Source organism: Acinetobacter sp. YZS-X1-1, from assembly GCF_000804305.1.
GTDB lineage: Bacteria > Pseudomonadota > Gammaproteobacteria > Pseudomonadales > Moraxellaceae > Acinetobacter > Acinetobacter variabilis.
Genome location: NZ_JWHB01000017.1, coordinates 1 through 16,146, shown reverse-complemented (window position 1 = coordinate 16,146; position 16,146 = coordinate 1). Strand labels below are relative to the sequence as shown.

The following is a 16,146-nucleotide window of genomic DNA, read 5'->3' as shown; positions in this document are numbered from 1 at the left end:
TTTAAATACATCTTATAATTTATTTTAAATCTAAGAAAATCTGCTCCGGTTTATATCAGAGCAGATTAAAATTGACTTACAGAACCATGGCTGCAATCCAGCCAAAAATCATAAGTGGAATATTAAAATGAATGAAGGTTGGAACCACACTATCCTTCATATGGTCATGCTGACCATCCATATTCAGACCGGATGTTGGGCCTAGGGTTGAATCTGATGCTGGAGAACCGGCATCGCCCAAAGCAGCCGCAGTCCCGATGATCGCAATAGTTGCCGCAGGACTAAAACCAAATTGAATACAGAGCGGTACATAAATAATCGCCAGAATTGGAACAGTCGAGAATGATGAACCGATCCCTAATGTAATTAACAGACCAATCAATAACATCAGGAAAGCAGCCAGTGCCTGGCTATCGCCAATCCAGTTCACCGAAGCTTCGACTAAGGCTGGTACCTGATTAGTCGCTTCAATTACGGCAGCAAAACCTTGCGCGGCAATCATAATAAAACCAACCAGGGCCATCATACGCATACCGGTAATGATCACATCGTCTGCTTCTTTCCATTTAAAGATTCCGGCACAGCTTAAGATTGCTACACCGACCAGACCGGCAAGAATCATCGAATCTGAATAGAGCTGTACTGCAAGGGTTGCAAAGACAGCAACCGCTGCCATCCAGATAGTGAATTTAGCAATTTGTGGCTTTGCTGATTTTTGTTCTACACCCAGTTCAGCAGAGATACTTTGCTGCTGTTCCACATGGATATCTCTATACAGACGCGGCTTACGGTAGCTGATAAACATGGCCACCAGCAAACCCACGAACATACCTGAGACCGGAATCGCCATCGCAGCGGGAATCTGGTCATAAGTAATCTCAAAGCCATAGGGCTTACCAAAAGTATTGATGTTATGGCCCAAAATATCGTTCAGGAAGATGGCACCAAAACCGACTGGAACCAGCATATATGTTCCCACCAAACCAAAGGTCAGCAGACAGGCCACCAAACGGCGATCCAGCTTCAGATGGTTAAATACTAGCAATAACGGTGGAATCAGAACCGGAATAAAGGCGATGTGTACCGGAATCACGTTTTGCGAGAAAACGGCAGCCAATGCCACGGTACAGAAGATCAGATATTTAACCTTGTTCTGTGCCTTTTCTGATGCCTCACCTTTTAAGGTAGTAATCATTTTATAGGCCAGCAAGTCAGGCAGACCGGAACGTGCCAAGGCCAAAGCAAAGGCACCCAGGATGCCATAAGCCAAGGCAATTTTAGCGCCACCACCCAGACCATTGTTAAATGCGTCTAAAGTTCCCTGGAGGCCAAGACCTGCCAGCAAACCACCCGTAACAGCACCAATGACCAGGGCAAAAACCACAGGTACACGTGCCAATGAGAGTCCAAACATGACTCCAATAGCAGCAAGAATTGCGAACATAATGAATTGGGAATGAGAGAAAACGGCTATTTTATCAGAAAATCCGGATAAAAATTCTTCCACTTATCCATTGCCGAGTCACATTCCCAATCTCCGTATCAAGTGGCCGCTGTTAATTTTTGCTGAATAAAATTATGAATCAGATGAGCCACCTGTTCCGGTTGGCTCAAAATTGCCCAGTGATTGGCATTTAGTTCTACCCGGGAAAAATCTTCTACCCATTTTGGCATTTCATCAATCAGATCCGAGCCAACAAACTGGTCCTTCTTGAGCACAATTGCCTGTACCGGACAGACCGCAAAACGCTGTCTAGGCCGAGATAAACGCGGCAAAAAGTTCGCCCGATACAGATTGACACCATATTTGCCGTCTTTGACAATATTCTGGTTTAGCGGCAGATTTTCCTGCTGTTCCAGCTGACTGATCATTTTGCCCCAACGTTCTGCATTAAAGAAATTCCATGCTGTAGGCGTTATAAAAGGCAGCTGGAATACCGCGATATACCAGGACCTGGTCATCTGTTTAAAAAACTTGGCCTTATGCTGTTTAAACTGTTCACGCATCCAGAAAGCAGCATGATCCAGACATGGGCCTGACATGGTGCTAAAAGACAAAATCCGACCTTTAAATTTAGGTTCGGTGGCTGCTTCCCAAGCCTGGATTGAACCCCAGTCATGAGCCGCGAGGTGGAAAGCTCGTCCCGGCAGGACCTGATCAACCACTTGCTCTAAATCTGCACACAGACGTTCCAAACGATAGTCCTTAATTTTTTTGGGAACGCTGGAGTCTCCTGCTCCGCGCACATCATAGGTCACCACAAAATAATCCTGAACGAGGTGAGAAATCACCGCTTGCCAGACATCCTGATGGTCAGGATAACCATGAACCAGCACCAAAGCCGGTCGCTCAGGCTCGCCCCAGGTTTTCACATAGAGACGTTGATGATCGCTGGTATCTACCCACAGGCTATGTTTTTGCATAGATGTATCCTTATTCGCTAATTGACTCTTTTATTGTTGAAATAGGCATGATTTATCAATGCCAGCTTATTTTTGTTGTTCTAGTATGCATACAAGACCAGAAAAAAGAATATCCGCATGAGCCTATTACGAAAAATTCAGCAACTGCCTTTATTATCCAAATTTATCCTGAATCGCTATGCCCCTTATCGTGGAGCAGGCATTGTCATTGATGAAATGGACTTTGCCAATTATCACGTTCGCGTGAAAATGCCAATGACTCGCAAGAATCAGAATATTGTGGGAGTACATTTTGGTGGCAGCCTGTATTCCATGGTCGACCCGTTTTATATGTTATTACTGATGCACCATCTGGGTCCGAAATATATTGTCTGGGATAAAAGCTCTACCATTCAGTTTCTAGCGCCAGGACGTGGAACAGTCTATTCTGACATCCGGATTTCTAGGTAGGAAGTACAAACAGTAAAAGAACTGGCAGCTAACCATAGTCCGGTTTATCGCCAGTATCAGCTTAATATTTATGATGATTCCGGTGTGCGTATCGCTGAGGTACAAAAGACCGTTTATATCCGCCTTAAACAGAGCAAAGGCAAGCCTCGAGAGGCTAAATAACAAAATATGAATAAACTAAAAGCGCCATGGAGGCGCTTTTAAATCTATCTGGAGGATAGTTCTGTCGATTAACGACGACGGTTATTCTGTTCGATCGCTGCACCAGCACCACCACCGATGGCACCACCAATTGCAGCACCACCTGTACCGCCAAAGATGCTTTTACCCACAGCAGAACCTACAGCACCACCGACACCGCTATAGGTCGCATTACGGTTTGAACCGCCTTGAGCTTTACTGCCGACTGCTGCACCCGCACCACCGCCAACTGCTGCACCAACACCACCACCCACTCTGTTACCTACACCACCACCCACTGCACCACCAAGCGCAGCTGCGCCAATACGCTGATCTTTAGCAGACATATTTTCACAGCCTGCCAACATAAAAGTAGAGATAGTTGCAACAGCCATTACACTCATTAACTTTTTCATGATCTTGGCCTTCCTTCGTGCTTTGACTTAAGATTAACCTGATTTTAAGGAGCGATTCATAACAAGATGTTAAATCTTGAAACCCTCATGATTTATTTTGTAAAGAGCGCATGAAAGATCATGTTCTATTGATGATTTATCTATATTTAGAACAAGTAACTTCCAGATCATTTGACCTTTTCTAGCGATATAAATATGAATAATTTGGGAAATAAAAAAGCCACCCGAAGGTGGCTTTTTAAAATGATTTAGCGGCTAATTACAGACCGTTAAATTCATCGCTGAATGCTTGGCTCAACGCTTGATCTACATCAGAGAAGTCATTGTGCAGTTCAAATTCTGCAGCTTCTGCTTCTTGACGACGACGCTCTAAGTGGTAAGCCAGACCTGTACCCGCTGGGATCAGACGACCTACAACTACGTTTTCTTTCAGACCGCGTAGATCATCTTCTTTACCTGTTACAGCCGCTTCAGTTAACACACGAGTGGTTTCCTGGAACGATGCAGCAGAGATGAACGAATCAGTAGAAAGTGACGCTTTGGTAATACCCATCAATTGACGTTCAAACTTCGCAGGGAACTTGTTCTGCGCAAGAACAGCTTGGTTCTCTTGCATCACACGGATGTAATCCACTTGTTCGCCTTTGATGAAGCTTGTATCGCCACCGTCAGTGATATCCACTTTACGCAGCATTTGACGTACGATCACTTCGATGTGTTTATCGTTGATTTTTACACCTTGCAGACGGTAAACGTCCTGAACTTCGTTCACGATGTAGTTGGTCAACGCCACTTCACCTTTCAGACGTAAAATGTCATGCGGGTTCTGTGGACCATCAGAAATGGTTTCACCACGGTTCACATGTTCGCCTTCGAACACGTTAATAGTACGCCATTTCGGAATCAATTCTTCGTAGATCTCAGAACCATCATCCGGAGTAATCACCAGACGGTTTTTACCTTTGGTCTCTTTACCGAAGCTTACAACACCTGACACTTCTGCAAGGATTGCGTGTTCTTTCGGTTTACGTGCTTCGAACAAGTCAGCAACACGTGGCAGACCACCGGTAATATCACGAGTACGTGAAGATTCTTGTGGTACACGACCAATTACGTCACCCACACCAATGGTTTCGCCATCACGGACAGAAAGAATGGTGTTTTGTGGCAAGAAGTAGAACTGTTCGCCGCCATCTACTGTGTCAAGCACAACAGCTGGACGTAAATCTTTACCAGATGCAGGACGTGCTGTTACAGGCAAGATTTCAACAGTGGTCATACCAGTTGCATCATCAGTTTTCGATGTTGCAGTTACACCATCAGCGATTTGGCTGAAGCGAACTTTACCAGCTACTTCTGTTACAAGTGGATGTGTATGCGGATCCCAAGTCGCTACGATACCGCCTGCTTCTACAGCTTCGCCATCTTTCAGCAAGATAGACGCACCGTATGGCAGTTTGTAACGTTCACGTTCACGACCTAAGTCATCTGCAATACCGATTTCACCTGAACGTGAAGTTGATACCAAGTGACCTTTGGCATGTTGTACAGTTTTCACGTTGTGGAAACGTACAGTACCTTTGTTACGAACTTGTACGCTGTTTGCAGCAGAAGTTCGGCTCGCAGCACCACCGACGTGGAAGGTACGCATGGTTAACTGTGTACCCGGCTCACCAATCGACTGAGCAGCCATAACACCTACAGATTCACCTGGGTTTACCAAGTGACCGCGTGCAAGGTCACGACCGTAACATTTCGCACAAACACCGAAAGTAGATTCACAAGATACCACTGAACGTACTTTAACTTCGTCGACACCTTGCTCTTCCAGGTAGTTTGCAAGTTTTTCGTCGATCAATGTGTTACGCGGCAGAATAACTTCTTCAGTACCCGCACGTTTCACATCTTCAGCTACTACACGACCTAGTACTCGAGTACCCAGGTTCTCGATCACGTCACCGCCTTGAATGAACGGAGTCATGACAAGACCAGACAACGTACCACAATCCGGCTCAGTGATGACCAAGTCTTGCGCAACGTCTACCAGACGACGAGTCAGGTAACCAGAGTTCGCTGTTTTCAGTGCTGTATCGGCCAAACCTTTACGCGCACCGTGTGTTGAAATGAAGTACTGAAGTACTGTCAAACCTTCACGGAAGTTTGCTTTAATAGGCGTTTCAATGATCGAACCATCCGGTTTCGCCATCAGACCACGCATACCAGCCAACTGACGAATCTGAGCTGCGGAACCACGGGCACCAGAGTCAGACATCATGTAGATGCTGTTGAATGATTTCTGCTTCTCGTCTTCACCCTGTTTGTTCTTAACAGTTGTGAATGACAAGTTGTCCATCATCGCTTTCGCTACCTGGTCGTTGGTACGCGCCCAGATATCGACCACTTTGTTATAACGTTCGCCAGCAGTTACGAAACCTTGTTCGAACTGTTGTTCGATTTCACGAACTTCAGCTTCTGCTTTCCCGATAATCGCTTGTTTTTGTGGTGGAATGACCATGTCTTCCATACCAACAGAAACACCAGAACGAGTCGCTTGACGGAAGCCAAGGTACATCAATTGGTCAGCGAAGATAACAGTGTCTTTCAGACCCAGTTTACGGTAGCAAGAGTTGATTAACTTAGAGATGTTCTTTTTGGTCATCTCAACGTTAATTTGCTGGAAGTCCATACCTTCAGGCACAACTTCCCAAAGCAGACAGCGACCAGGAGTCGTATCTACGATAATCGTTTGCTGTTCACGTTCGCCGTTTTCGTTGATCACGGTTTGGTGTACACGTGCTTTCACGCGAGCGTGCATATCCACCTGACCAGTCGCAAGCGCACGGTTTACTTCGTCAGTATCCGCGAACACCATGCCTTCACCTTTAGCATTTACCGCATCACGAGTGATGTAGTAAAGACCCAAGACAACGTCCTGAGACGGTACGATGATTGGCTCACCGTTCGCTGGAGACAGAATGTTGTTGGTCGACATCATTAACGCACGAGCTTCTAACTGAGCTTCAAGTGTTAATGGTACGTGTACCGCCATTTGGTCACCATCGAAGTCGGCGTTGAACGCAGCACATACGAGTGGGTGAAGACGGATCGCTTTACCTTCAATCAGGATAGGTTCAAATGCTTGAAGACCTAGACGGTGAAGCGTCGGCGCACGGTTCAACATCACTGGATGCTGACGAATGACTGATGCTAGAACGTCCCAAACTTCTGGAGTTTCACGCTCAACCATTTTCTTCGCAGCTTTAATGGTTGTAGCCTGACCAGATGCTTGCAGTTTCGCAAAGATGAATGGCTTGAACAGTTCAAGCGCCATTTTCTTAGGAAGACCACATTGGTGTAAACGCAGGCTTGGACCTACGGTAATTACCGAACGACCAGAGTAATCGACACGTTTACCCAATAAGTTTTGACGGAAACGACCTTGTTTACCTTTGATCATATCTGCCAAAGATTTAAGCGGACGTTTGTTAGAACCAGTAATCGCACGACCACGACGACCGTTATCCAGCAATGCATCTACAGATTCCTGCAACATACGTTTTTCGTTACGTACGATGATGTCTGGAGCCGCAAGATCAAGAAGACGTTTTAAACGGTTGTTACGGTTGATCACACGACGGTAAAGGTCGTTCAGGTCAGAAGTCGCGAAACGACCACCTTCAAGTGGTACAAGCGGACGAAGATCTGGTGGAAGTACTGGAAGTACGTTCATCACCATCCATTCTGGCTTGTTGTTCGAATCGTTAAATGCTTCCATCAATTTCAGACGCTTAGAGGCTTTTTTAAGCTTAGTTTCTGAAGTTGTATTTGGAATTTCTTCACGAAGACGCGCAATTTCAGCTTCAAGATCGATATCTTTAAGCAAGTCTTGAACTGCTTCTGCACCCATTTTCGCGGTGAATTCGTCACCGTGTTCTTCTAACGCATTGAAATATTCTTCATCGTTAAGAAGTTGGTATTTCTCAAATGGAGTCATACCTGGGTCAGTGACAACATAAGATTCGAAATACAATACGCGTTCGATATCACGTAGCGTCATGTCTAATAAAAGACCGATACGGCTAGGCAGTGATTTCAGGAACCAGATGTGCGCAACTGGAGACGCAAGCTCGATGTGACCCATACGCTCACGACGAACTTTCGCAGTTGTTACTTCAACGCCACATTTTTCACAAATGACGCCTTTGTATTTCATACGCTTGTATTTACCACACAAGCATTCGTAATCTTTTACTGGACCAAAGATTTTGGCACAGAATAAACCGTCACGTTCTGGTTTGAACGTACGGTAGTTAATGGTTTCTGGCTTTTTAACTTCACCATGAGACCACGACTTAATCATTTCTGGTGACGCAAGACCAATACGGATGCGATCAAACTCTACTGGAGCATGACCGTCGGAATCCGTCTTTTTGCGCATGATATCGAGCAAGTCTTTCAATTTTTTTCTCCGTGTGTCGAGGAGATTTTCACTTCCCGACTGGGTCACAAATATTGTTTTTTAACTGAAATTTGGAATCTCCCCTAACCCCTCTTTACTAAAGAGGGGGAACTCCCCCTTTGAAAAAGGGGGCCGGGGGGATTAATTAGTCACCATTTTTCAGTTCAATGTTGATACCTAAAGAACGGATCTCTTTGGTCAATACGTTGAACGATTCAGGCATACCTGGGTCCATATAATGGTTACCATCTACAATGTTCTTATAGATACGGGTACGGCCTTCAACGTCATCCGACTTCACAGTAAGCATTTCTTGAAGCGTATATGCTGCACCGTATGCTTCCAGTGCCCAGACTTCCATCTCACCGAAACGCTGACCACCGAATTGTGCTTTACCACCCAGCGGCTGTTGCGTTACTAGAGAGTAAGAACCAGTAGAACGCGCATGCATCTTGTCGTCAACCAAGTGGTTCAATTTCAGCATGTACATGTAACCTACAGTTACAGGACGATCGAAACGTTCACCAGTACGGCCATCGTACAATACAGTTTGACCCGTACGTGACAAGCCAGCAAGCTCAAGTAATTCTTTGATCTGACCTTCTTCAGCACCATCAAATACTGGAGTTGCCAGAGGAACACCTTTACGCAGGTTACCAGACAGTTTCAAGATTTCTTCATCAGTCAGGCTGTCAAGATCTTCTTGCTGACCGCCAACCTTATTATAAATCTTGTCTAGGAAATCACGCAGTTCAAGAACTGTACGCTGTTCTTTCAGCATCTTGTCGATTTGATCGCCAAGACCTTTAGCAGCCATACCCAAGTGAGTTTCCAGAATCTGACCCACGTTCATACGTGATGGTACACCGAGCGGGTTCAGTACGATATCTACTGGTACACCATTGGCATCGTGCGGCATGTCCTCAACAGGCAGGATGTTAGAAACTACACCCTTGTTCCCGTGACGACCCGCCATCTTATCACCAGGCTGGATACGACGTTTAACTGCCAGGTAAACCTTAACAACTTTCAATACGCCAGTTGTCAGTTCGTCACCTGTAGAAAGTTTGCGTTTTTTCTCAGCAAATTTCTCATCAATTTCAAGACTCTTCTCTTTCAGGAACACTTGAATTTGAGTTAAACGTTCAGCAATTGCTTCATCACTTGGTTGGATATCAAGCAGATCAACAAGCTCTAAACCAGATAACAATTCTTCAGACAGTTTGTCACCGCGTTTAGTGGTACCGCCACCGTTAGATTCCTGACCTTTCAACAGACGTACAATACGTTCACGTGCTGCTTCTTCGAAGATTTTGTATTCTTCTTTCAAGTCTTTACGGTAAGCATCAAGCTGAGCTTTTTCAATTGCCTGAGCACGTTCGTCTTTCTCAAGACCGTCACGTGTAAACACTTGAACGTCGATCACAGTACCTTTAGTACCCGATGGAACACGTAAAGAAGAATCTTTTACGTCAGCCGCTTTTTCACCGAAGATTGCACGAAGCAGTTTTTCTTCAGGAGTTAACTGAGTTTCACCTTTAGGCGTTACTTTACCTACCAGGATGTCACCCGCAGTCACTTCAGCACCGATGTAAACGATACCTGACTCGTCCAGTTTAGAAAGCGCTGCTTCACCCACGTTCGGAATATCGGCAGTAATTTCTTCAGCACCCAATTTGGTATCACGTGCAACACATGAAAGTTCCTGGATGTGAATAGACGTTAAACGGTCTTCTTGAAGAACACGCTCAGATAATAAGATCGAGTCTTCGTAGTTGTAACCATTCCAGGTCATGAACGCTACACGCATGTTTTGACCAAGCGCAAGCTCACCGCCATCAGTTGATGGACCGTCAGCCAGAACGTCACCACGACCTACTTTATCGCCCAGGTTCACAAGAACTTTCTGGTTGATACAAGTGTTTTGGTTAGAACGTGTGTATTTGATCAGGTTATAGATATCTACACCTGCTTCGCCTGCAACCATTTCGTCTTCGTTGACACGAATTACAACACGCGAAGCGTCAACAAATTCAATACGACCACCACGTTTCGCGATTACACATACACCAGAGTCATGTGCTACGTTCGCTTCCATACCGGTACCAACCAGTGGTTTGTCAGCAATTAACGTAGGAACAGCCTGACGTTGCATGTTCGAACCCATCAATGCACGGTTGGCGTCATCGTGCTCAAGGAACGGAATCAGTGATGCTGCTACAGATACAACCTGCTGAGCAGATACGTCCATATGCGTCACTTTTTCAGGAGGCATACGTACGAATTCACCTTGGTGACGTACAGAAACGAATTCTTCAGACAGGTTGCCATCTTTATCTACTGCAGAGTCGGCCTGTGCAATCACAGTACCTACTTCTTCAATCGCAGACAGGTATTCAACGTCATCAGTTACGCGGCCATCAACCACTTTACGGTATGGAGTTTCTAGGAAACCGAAGTTGTTACATTTCGCATAAACAGACAGCGAGTTGATCAAACCAATGTTTGGACCCTCAGGAGTCTCAATTGGACATACACGACCGTAATGAGTTTGATGTACGTCACGTACTTCGAAGCCCGCACGTTCACGAGTCAAACCACCAGGCCCAAGTGCTGATACACGACGTTTGTGTGTAATTTCAGACAACGGGTTGTTTTGGTCCATGAACTGAGACAACTGGCTTGAACCAAAGAATTCTTTGATTGCAGCAGCCACTGGCTTCGCATTGATCAGGTCTTGCGGAGACAGGTTATCCGTTTCAGCTTGAGACAGACGTTCTTTAACCGCACGCTCTACACGAACCAGACCTACACGGAATTGGTTCTCGGTCATTTCACCCACAGAACGAACACGACGGTTACCCAAGTGGTCGATATCGTCGACTTCACCTTTACCGTTACGGATTTCTACTAATGTTTTTAATACATCAGTGATATCTTCGTTCGAGAGAATGCCTTCAACTTCGCGTGACTTCTGGTCAGTACCCACTTCGTAAGGACGACCCAAACGACGGTTGAACTTCATACGACCCACTGGAGACAGGTCATAACGCTCAGAAGAGAAGAACAGGTTGTTGAACAGATTCTCAGCAGCTTCTTTTGTTGGTGGCTCACCTGGACGCATGACTTTGTAGATTTCTACAAGCGCTTCATCACGGCTTACTGTGGTATCCGCACGTAATGTATCCGCAATAAACGGACCACGGTCGATATCGTTAGTAAACAGGATATTGAACTGTTTCACGCCGCCTTCTGCAATTTTCACCATGATTTCATGGCTCAGAACAGTATTGGCTGCAATCACATCACCATCTTTCAGTGGGATGTCTTCAGCAGTGATACGTTCGTACAGGTACTCATCAGGAACAGAAAGCTTCTCAAGACCAGATGCTTCCATTTGACGTACATGACGTGCGTTAATACGTTTACCTTGTTCAACAATGACTTTGCCGTCTTTGTCAGCAATGTCGAACTGTGCCATTTCGCCGCGCAGGCGCTCTGGAACAAGGTCAATCTGATAGCTACCCATGTCCAGATACACAGGTACTTTCTCGTAGAACATGTCGAGAATTTGTTCGTTGGCATAACCCAACGCACGAAGCACCACAGTCGCAAGCAATTTACGACGACGGTCAATACGTACGTAGACCAGGTCTTTGGCATCGAATTCAAAGTCTAACCATGAACCACGGTAAGGAATGATACGAGCTGAATAAAGGACTTTACCGCTTGAGTGAGTCTTGCCTTTATCGTGGTCAAAGAATACGCCCGGTGAACGGTGCAATTGCGATACAATTACACGCTCGGTACCGTTAATCACGAAAGTACCGTTGTCTGTCATAAGCGGCATTTCGCCCATGTAGACTTCTTGTTCACGTACGTCTTTGATTGATTTAGTTTCGCGATCTTTCAGGATCAAACGAATTTTTACGCGCATTGGTGCTGCATAAGTTGAGCCACGAAGGATACATTCGCGTACATCAAACTCAGGCTTACCAAGACTATACTCAACGAATTCTAAAGCAGCATTGCCAGAATAACTTTCAATAGGAAAAACTGAACGAAATGCGGCTTGGAGACCGATATCTTCGCGGTTTTTTGGTGATTTGCCATCTTGTAAGAATGTTCTGTACGAGTCGACTTGAATCGCGAGCAGGTACGGAGCATCCATGACGCTAGGCAATTTACCAAAATTCTTACGGATCCGTTTCTTTTCGGTATATGAGTATGCCATCTGGAGTCCTCGGAAAGTGTAAACCAAGCCCGCCTGCAGAACGGGCTCAGAAGGAATTACGCTGGCCGATATGGCCACCACTCTTTACAAATGCTGCAATTTTTAGTGGTATTAAAACGCTTAACAATATTTTTTTAATGAAAAATATTGGTAAGCGTTTGTTCATTATGTTTATTTTTAATTTGTATGAATTTTATATCATGCAAACAAAAATCGAGCCGATTATTGTAACGCAAAAAGGCTGATGACCCAAGAGCCATCAGCCAATTTTTGGAGCCGATTATAAAAAACCGGCTCCTTTAAGAAATTACTTAAGAGTAACTGTAGCACCAGCTTCTTCAAGTTTTTTCTTAAGCTCTTCGCCTTCTTCTTTAGAAACGCCTTCTTTAAGAACTGTAGGTGCGCCCTCAACCATGTCTTTAGCTTCTTTCAAGCCAAGACCAGTAGCTTCACGAACTGCTTTAATTACAGCAACTTTGTTAGCACCGAAAGAAGTTAACTCAACGTTGAATTCTGATTGTTCTTCAGCAGCAGCAGCAGCGCCAGGAGCAGCAGCAACAGCAACAGCAGCAGCAGATACGTTGAATTTTTCTTCGAAAGCAGAGATTAGTTCAACAAGTTCAAGAACAGTTTTTTCTGCAACTGCGTTTAGGATTTCTTCGTTAGTTAAAGCCATGAGAATAACTCCAAATGGAAATTGAATGGTGTGGAAATAAATTTAAGCTTAAGCTGCTTCTGACTCGTTTTTCTCTTTGAGCGCAGTAATAAGGCGACCCAATTTCGAAATAGGAGCTTGAAGAACGTTTGCAAGCATAGTAAGCGCTTTTTCTTGGTTCGGAAGGTTCGCGATTACGCTAACTTCAGCACCTTCGTAAACTTTGCCATCAAATGCAGCAGCTTTAAGTTCGAATGCTTTGTTAGTTTTTGCGAATTCTTCGAACAAGCGTGCAGCTGCACCCATGTCGTCTTCAGAAGTCGAGAAAGCTAAGATTGTTGGGCCAACAAGGCTGTCGTTCAAGATATTGAATTGAGTATCTTGAAGAGCGCGTTTAGCCAGAGTGTTACGCACGATACGTGTTTTAACACCTAGTTTACGAGCTTCAACACGAAGAGCAGTTAATTGCTCAACTGTTAAACCTTGGTAGTCAGCAACAACAGCGGCAAATGCAGTAGAAGCAATTTCACTTACTTCAGCTACGATCTGTTTTTTGCCTTCAATAAGAAGAGCCATTGTAAAACCTCCTAACGGTGATTTATGTGCCTGATACAAGCACACTCCCAATTCGTGAATTCATCTCTGAAATCACACGCGGAGGATGAACAAATCACACCACCGCGTCTACGCAGGCTAGAATATTAAGAAAGAAGCATAAAACTCCCCTCGCCTGAGGTCTTTGACGCTGATAAATTTACATTTATCAATTCAAAGTCTGCCTAAGTTCGCAAGAGACGGAGCGTTTCTTGCGTAAAAATCAAAGCAGCGCTTTGATTTTTACTCAGGGCTTTAAAATTCTGTATAAGTTTAAAACTTATTTAGAAACGTTTGCTACATCAACGATCAGACCAGGACCCATAGTAGAGCTTAGAGTGATCTTCTGGATGTAAACACCTTTAGAAGTAGCAGGTTTTGCTTTCTTAAGGTCAGCTACAAGAGCTTCAACGTTTTGACGAACAGCTTCAGCAGAGAAACCTACTTGACCGATCGCAGCGTGAATGATACCCGCTTTGTCTACACGGTAACGTGCTTGACCAGCTTTTGCATTTTTAACTGCAGTCGCAACGTCAGGAGTTACAGTACCCACTTTAGGGTTTGGCATTAAACCACGTGGACCAAGAATCGTACCCAGTTTACCAACAACGCGCATTGCATCAGGAGCAGCAATCACTACGTCGAAGTCAAGGTTTCCGCCTTGGATGCTTTCAGCAAGATCGTCGAAACCAACAACGTCTGCACCAGCTTCTTTCGCAGCTTCAGCAGCAGCGCCTTGAGCAAATACAGCTACGCGTACAGTTTTACCAGTACCTGCAGGAAGAGTAGTCGCGCCACGAACAACCTGATCAGATTTACGAGGGTCAACACCCAGGTTTACAGCGATGTCCAAAGATTCTTTGAATTTCGCAGCTGGAAGGCTAGTAAGAACTTCTACAGCTTCTTCTAAAGTGTAAACTTTCTGTGCTTCTACAGCAGCAGCAATGGCTTTTTGACGTTTAGTTAACTTTGCCATGTCTTATAGCTCCACTTCCAAGCCCATAGAACGTGCAGAACCAGCGATGGTACGTACACGCGCGTCTAAATCAGCACCAGTTAAATCTGGTTCTTTAGTAGTCGCGATTTCTTCCAATTGAGCACGAGTCAACTTACCAACTTTAGTTTTGTTAGGTACAGAAGAACCCTTTTGGATACCAGCAGCTTTCTTAAGAAGAACTGCAGCAGGTGGAGTTTTCATGATGAATGTGAACGACTTGTCGTTGTACACAGTGATCACGACTGGAATTGGTAGACCAGCTTCAACTTTTTGTGTAGCAGCATTGAATTCTTTACAGAATGCCATGATGTTAACACCACGTTGACCTAGTGCAGGACCAATCGGTGGAGATGGATTCGCTTTACCAGCTGGAACTTGCAGCTTGATATAGCCGTCAATCTTCTTAGCCATTTCAAATTACCTCTGGGTGCAAACGCCGCTAGGCTCCCCAATGATTTCAAGTAACGATACCGTTACAACAACAATGCCTGATTTGCACGCAAATCAGGCGTTTTCAACCCGAACAAATTAAACTGTTTTTTCGACTTGGCGAAATTCCAGTTCAACCTGAGTTGGTCGGTTAAATACATTAATCGTCAGCGTTAAGCGCGACTTGTCGTAAAGCACTTCTTCCACCACACCTTTAAAGTCAGTGAATGGACCGTCAATTACGAGTAATTCTTCGCCTGGTTCAAACATGGTCTTAGGACGCGGTGCTTCACCAGTATTGCGTACACGTGCAAGGATTGCATCAGCTTCTTTTTGCGTAATTGGAGCCGGTTTTTCAGCCGTACCACCAATAAAACCAAGCACTTTTGGACATTCTTTAACAATATGCCAAGTGTCATCGTTCATTTCCATTTCAACTAATACATAGCCAGGAAAGAACTTACGCTCTGATTTACGCTTCTTGCCATCCTTCATTTCTACCACTTCTTCGGTAGGAACAAGGACTTCACCAAAGCTATCGGCAACAGCGCTACGCTGGATTCGATCATTAAGCGAACGCATCACTTGTTTTTCATAACCTGAATAGGCATGAATAATGTACCAACGTTTCATAGCTCTCTTACCCGATAATAAACTTCATTAACCAGCCTAAAACATAGTCAAAGCACCATAGAACAATGGCTGCAATCACTACAACAGCAAGGACTTGCCAAGATGTGGTCATAGTCTCTTGTTTGGTAGGCCAGGTCACTCGACGTAACTCGATTCGTGCATCCTTAAGAAGACGAACAAAGCCTTTGCCTTGATGGGTGGCGTATAATAAACCGAATGCCACAACGATACAAGCCAAAATTACCCCAACGCGCACCCAAATATCATTCGCAGGCGCCCAGTATGCAGGTAAATATTGGTTTACCACCATAGCACCGACCAATAAAATCAAGGCGATAACCCATAGAACAATGTCTAATGGAGAACCAGAACTTACATCTACAGCAGGATTATTTCTTTGAGGAATTGCCGCTTCGCTTAATGCGTCGCGTGATTTATCATTCGACATTTTTGTACTCGTCGTAGGTTTCGCGACTTATTATATGACCAGTTTTGCCGACATCAAGCGTCTTTTGAAAAAAACTTGGCAGGCCAGGAGGGACTCGAACCCCCAACATTCGGTTTTGGAGACCGACGCTCTACCAATTGAACTACTGGCCTGTAAATAAACTGGAGCCGAAACTCCAGCTTATTTTCTATTCTATGATTATGCAGTTACTTTAGCAACTACACCAG

At 44.8% G+C, this 16,146-nt stretch carries 12 protein-coding genes, 1 tRNA gene and 1 pseudogene; 2 read left to right on the top strand and 12 right to left on the bottom strand.

What is annotated here, in order from left to right; translation table 11 throughout:
- Positions 1-76: 76 nt before the first annotated feature.
- Both RJ01_RS10115 and RJ01_RS10110 read right to left on the bottom strand, forming a co-directional pair.
- Positions 77-1,444, bottom strand: a complete 1,368-nt coding sequence (locus tag RJ01_RS10115) for a Na+/H+ antiporter family protein (protein WP_004781683.1) — start codon at positions 1,442-1,444, stop codon at positions 77-79.
- A gap of 98 nt (positions 1,445-1,542) precedes the next feature.
- Positions 1,543-2,424 carry an alpha/beta fold hydrolase gene (locus RJ01_RS10110; RefSeq protein ID WP_034170981.1) on the bottom strand — a complete coding sequence of 294 codons (882 nt, stop codon included), beginning with the start codon at positions 2,422-2,424 and terminating at the stop codon, positions 1,543-1,545.
- A gap of 117 nt (positions 2,425-2,541) precedes the next feature.
- Between RJ01_RS10110 and RJ01_RS10105 the strand changes: the two are divergent.
- Positions 2,542-3,036 (top strand): annotated as a pseudogene (locus tag RJ01_RS10105) (DUF4442 domain-containing protein).
- 68 nt (positions 3,037-3,104) lie between these two features.
- Here the strand turns inward: RJ01_RS10105 and RJ01_RS10100 are convergent.
- From RJ01_RS10100 to rpoB, 3 genes are all read right to left on the bottom strand, one after another.
- A complete protein-coding gene (locus tag RJ01_RS10100) occupies positions 3,105-3,470 on the bottom strand; it encodes a DNA transfer protein p32 (RefSeq protein WP_034170980.1) in 366 nt (121 codons plus the stop codon).
- A gap of 259 nt (positions 3,471-3,729) precedes the next feature.
- Positions 3,730-7,929, bottom strand: a complete 4,200-nt coding sequence (rpoC, locus tag RJ01_RS10095; RefSeq protein ID WP_004781676.1) for a DNA-directed RNA polymerase subunit beta' — start codon at positions 7,927-7,929, stop codon at positions 3,730-3,732.
- Positions 7,930-8,074: 145 nt separating this feature from the next.
- A complete protein-coding gene (rpoB, locus tag RJ01_RS10090; protein ID WP_004781674.1) occupies positions 8,075-12,163 on the bottom strand; it encodes a DNA-directed RNA polymerase subunit beta in 4,089 nt (1,362 codons plus the stop codon).
- Here rpoB and RJ01_RS16315 point away from each other — a divergent pair.
- On the top strand, positions 12,157-12,408 hold the full coding sequence (locus tag RJ01_RS16315) for a hypothetical protein (RefSeq protein ID WP_034170979.1): 252 nt from the start codon (positions 12,157-12,159) through the stop codon (positions 12,406-12,408). The genes rpoB and RJ01_RS16315 overlap by 7 nt on opposite strands.
- 62 nt (positions 12,409-12,470) lie before the next feature.
- Here RJ01_RS16315 and rplL read toward each other — a convergent pair whose 3' ends face one another.
- The 7 genes from rplL to RJ01_RS10050 all read right to left on the bottom strand — a co-directional run bounded on the left by rplL (position 12,471) and on the right by RJ01_RS10050 (position 16,071).
- Positions 12,471-12,839, bottom strand: a complete 369-nt coding sequence (rplL, locus tag RJ01_RS10080; RefSeq protein WP_004781672.1) for a 50S ribosomal protein L7/L12 — start codon at positions 12,837-12,839, stop codon at positions 12,471-12,473.
- Positions 12,840-12,887: 48 nt separating this feature from the next.
- Positions 12,888-13,394, bottom strand: a complete 507-nt coding sequence (gene rplJ / locus RJ01_RS10075; protein WP_004781671.1) for a 50S ribosomal protein L10 — start codon at positions 13,392-13,394, stop codon at positions 12,888-12,890.
- Positions 13,395-13,692: 298 nt separating this feature from the next.
- On the bottom strand, positions 13,693-14,388 hold the full coding sequence (gene rplA / locus RJ01_RS10070) for a 50S ribosomal protein L1 (protein ID WP_004781669.1): 696 nt from the start codon (positions 14,386-14,388) through the stop codon (positions 13,693-13,695).
- A gap of 3 nt (positions 14,389-14,391) precedes the next feature.
- On the bottom strand, positions 14,392-14,820 hold the full coding sequence (gene rplK / locus RJ01_RS10065; protein WP_004781668.1) for a 50S ribosomal protein L11: 429 nt from the start codon (positions 14,818-14,820) through the stop codon (positions 14,392-14,394).
- 117 nt (positions 14,821-14,937) lie between these two features.
- Positions 14,938-15,471 carry a transcription termination/antitermination protein NusG gene (nusG, locus tag RJ01_RS10060; protein WP_005232530.1) on the bottom strand — a complete coding sequence of 178 codons (534 nt, stop codon included), beginning with the start codon at positions 15,469-15,471 and terminating at the stop codon, positions 14,938-14,940.
- 7 nt (positions 15,472-15,478) lie between these two features.
- Positions 15,479-15,919, bottom strand: a complete 441-nt coding sequence (gene secE / locus RJ01_RS10055; protein WP_034170978.1) for a preprotein translocase subunit SecE — start codon at positions 15,917-15,919, stop codon at positions 15,479-15,481.
- 76 nt (positions 15,920-15,995) lie between these two features.
- Positions 15,996-16,071: transfer RNA gene (locus tag RJ01_RS10050), tRNA-Trp, on the bottom strand.
- Positions 16,072-16,146: the final 75 nt, after the last annotated feature.

What these genes read in the sequence shown, in the direction of transcription:
- RJ01_RS10115 (WP_004781683.1), bottom strand. Translation starts at nt 1,444, where the DNA reads ATGTTCGCAATTCTTGCTGCTATTGGAGTCATGTTTGGACTCTCATTG.
- RJ01_RS10110 (WP_034170981.1), bottom strand. Translation starts at nt 2,424, where the DNA reads ATGCAAAAACATAGCCTGTGGGTAGATACCAGCGATCATCAACGTCTC.
- RJ01_RS10100 (WP_034170980.1), bottom strand. Translation starts at nt 3,470, where the DNA reads ATGAAAAAGTTAATGAGTGTAATGGCTGTTGCAACTATCTCTACTTTT.
- RJ01_RS16315 (WP_034170979.1), top strand. Translation starts at nt 12,157, where the DNA reads ATGCCATCTGGAGTCCTCGGAAAGTGTAAACCAAGCCCGCCTGCAGAA.
- rpoB (WP_004781674.1), bottom strand. Translation starts at nt 12,163, where the DNA reads ATGGCATACTCATATACCGAAAAGAAACGGATCCGTAAGAATTTTGGT.
- rplL (WP_004781672.1), bottom strand. Translation starts at nt 12,839, where the DNA reads ATGGCTTTAACTAACGAAGAAATCCTAAACGCAGTTGCAGAAAAAACT.
- rplJ (WP_004781671.1), bottom strand. Translation starts at nt 13,394, where the DNA reads ATGGCTCTTCTTATTGAAGGCAAAAAACAGATCGTAGCTGAAGTAAGT.
- rplA (WP_004781669.1), bottom strand. Translation starts at nt 14,388, where the DNA reads ATGGCAAAGTTAACTAAACGTCAAAAAGCCATTGCTGCTGCTGTAGAA.
- rplK (WP_004781668.1), bottom strand. Translation starts at nt 14,820, where the DNA reads ATGGCTAAGAAGATTGACGGCTATATCAAGCTGCAAGTTCCAGCTGGT.
- nusG (WP_005232530.1), bottom strand. Translation starts at nt 15,471, where the DNA reads ATGAAACGTTGGTACATTATTCATGCCTATTCAGGTTATGAAAAACAA.
- secE (WP_034170978.1), bottom strand. Translation starts at nt 15,919, where the DNA reads ATGTCGAATGATAAATCACGCGACGCATTAAGCGAAGCGGCAATTCCT.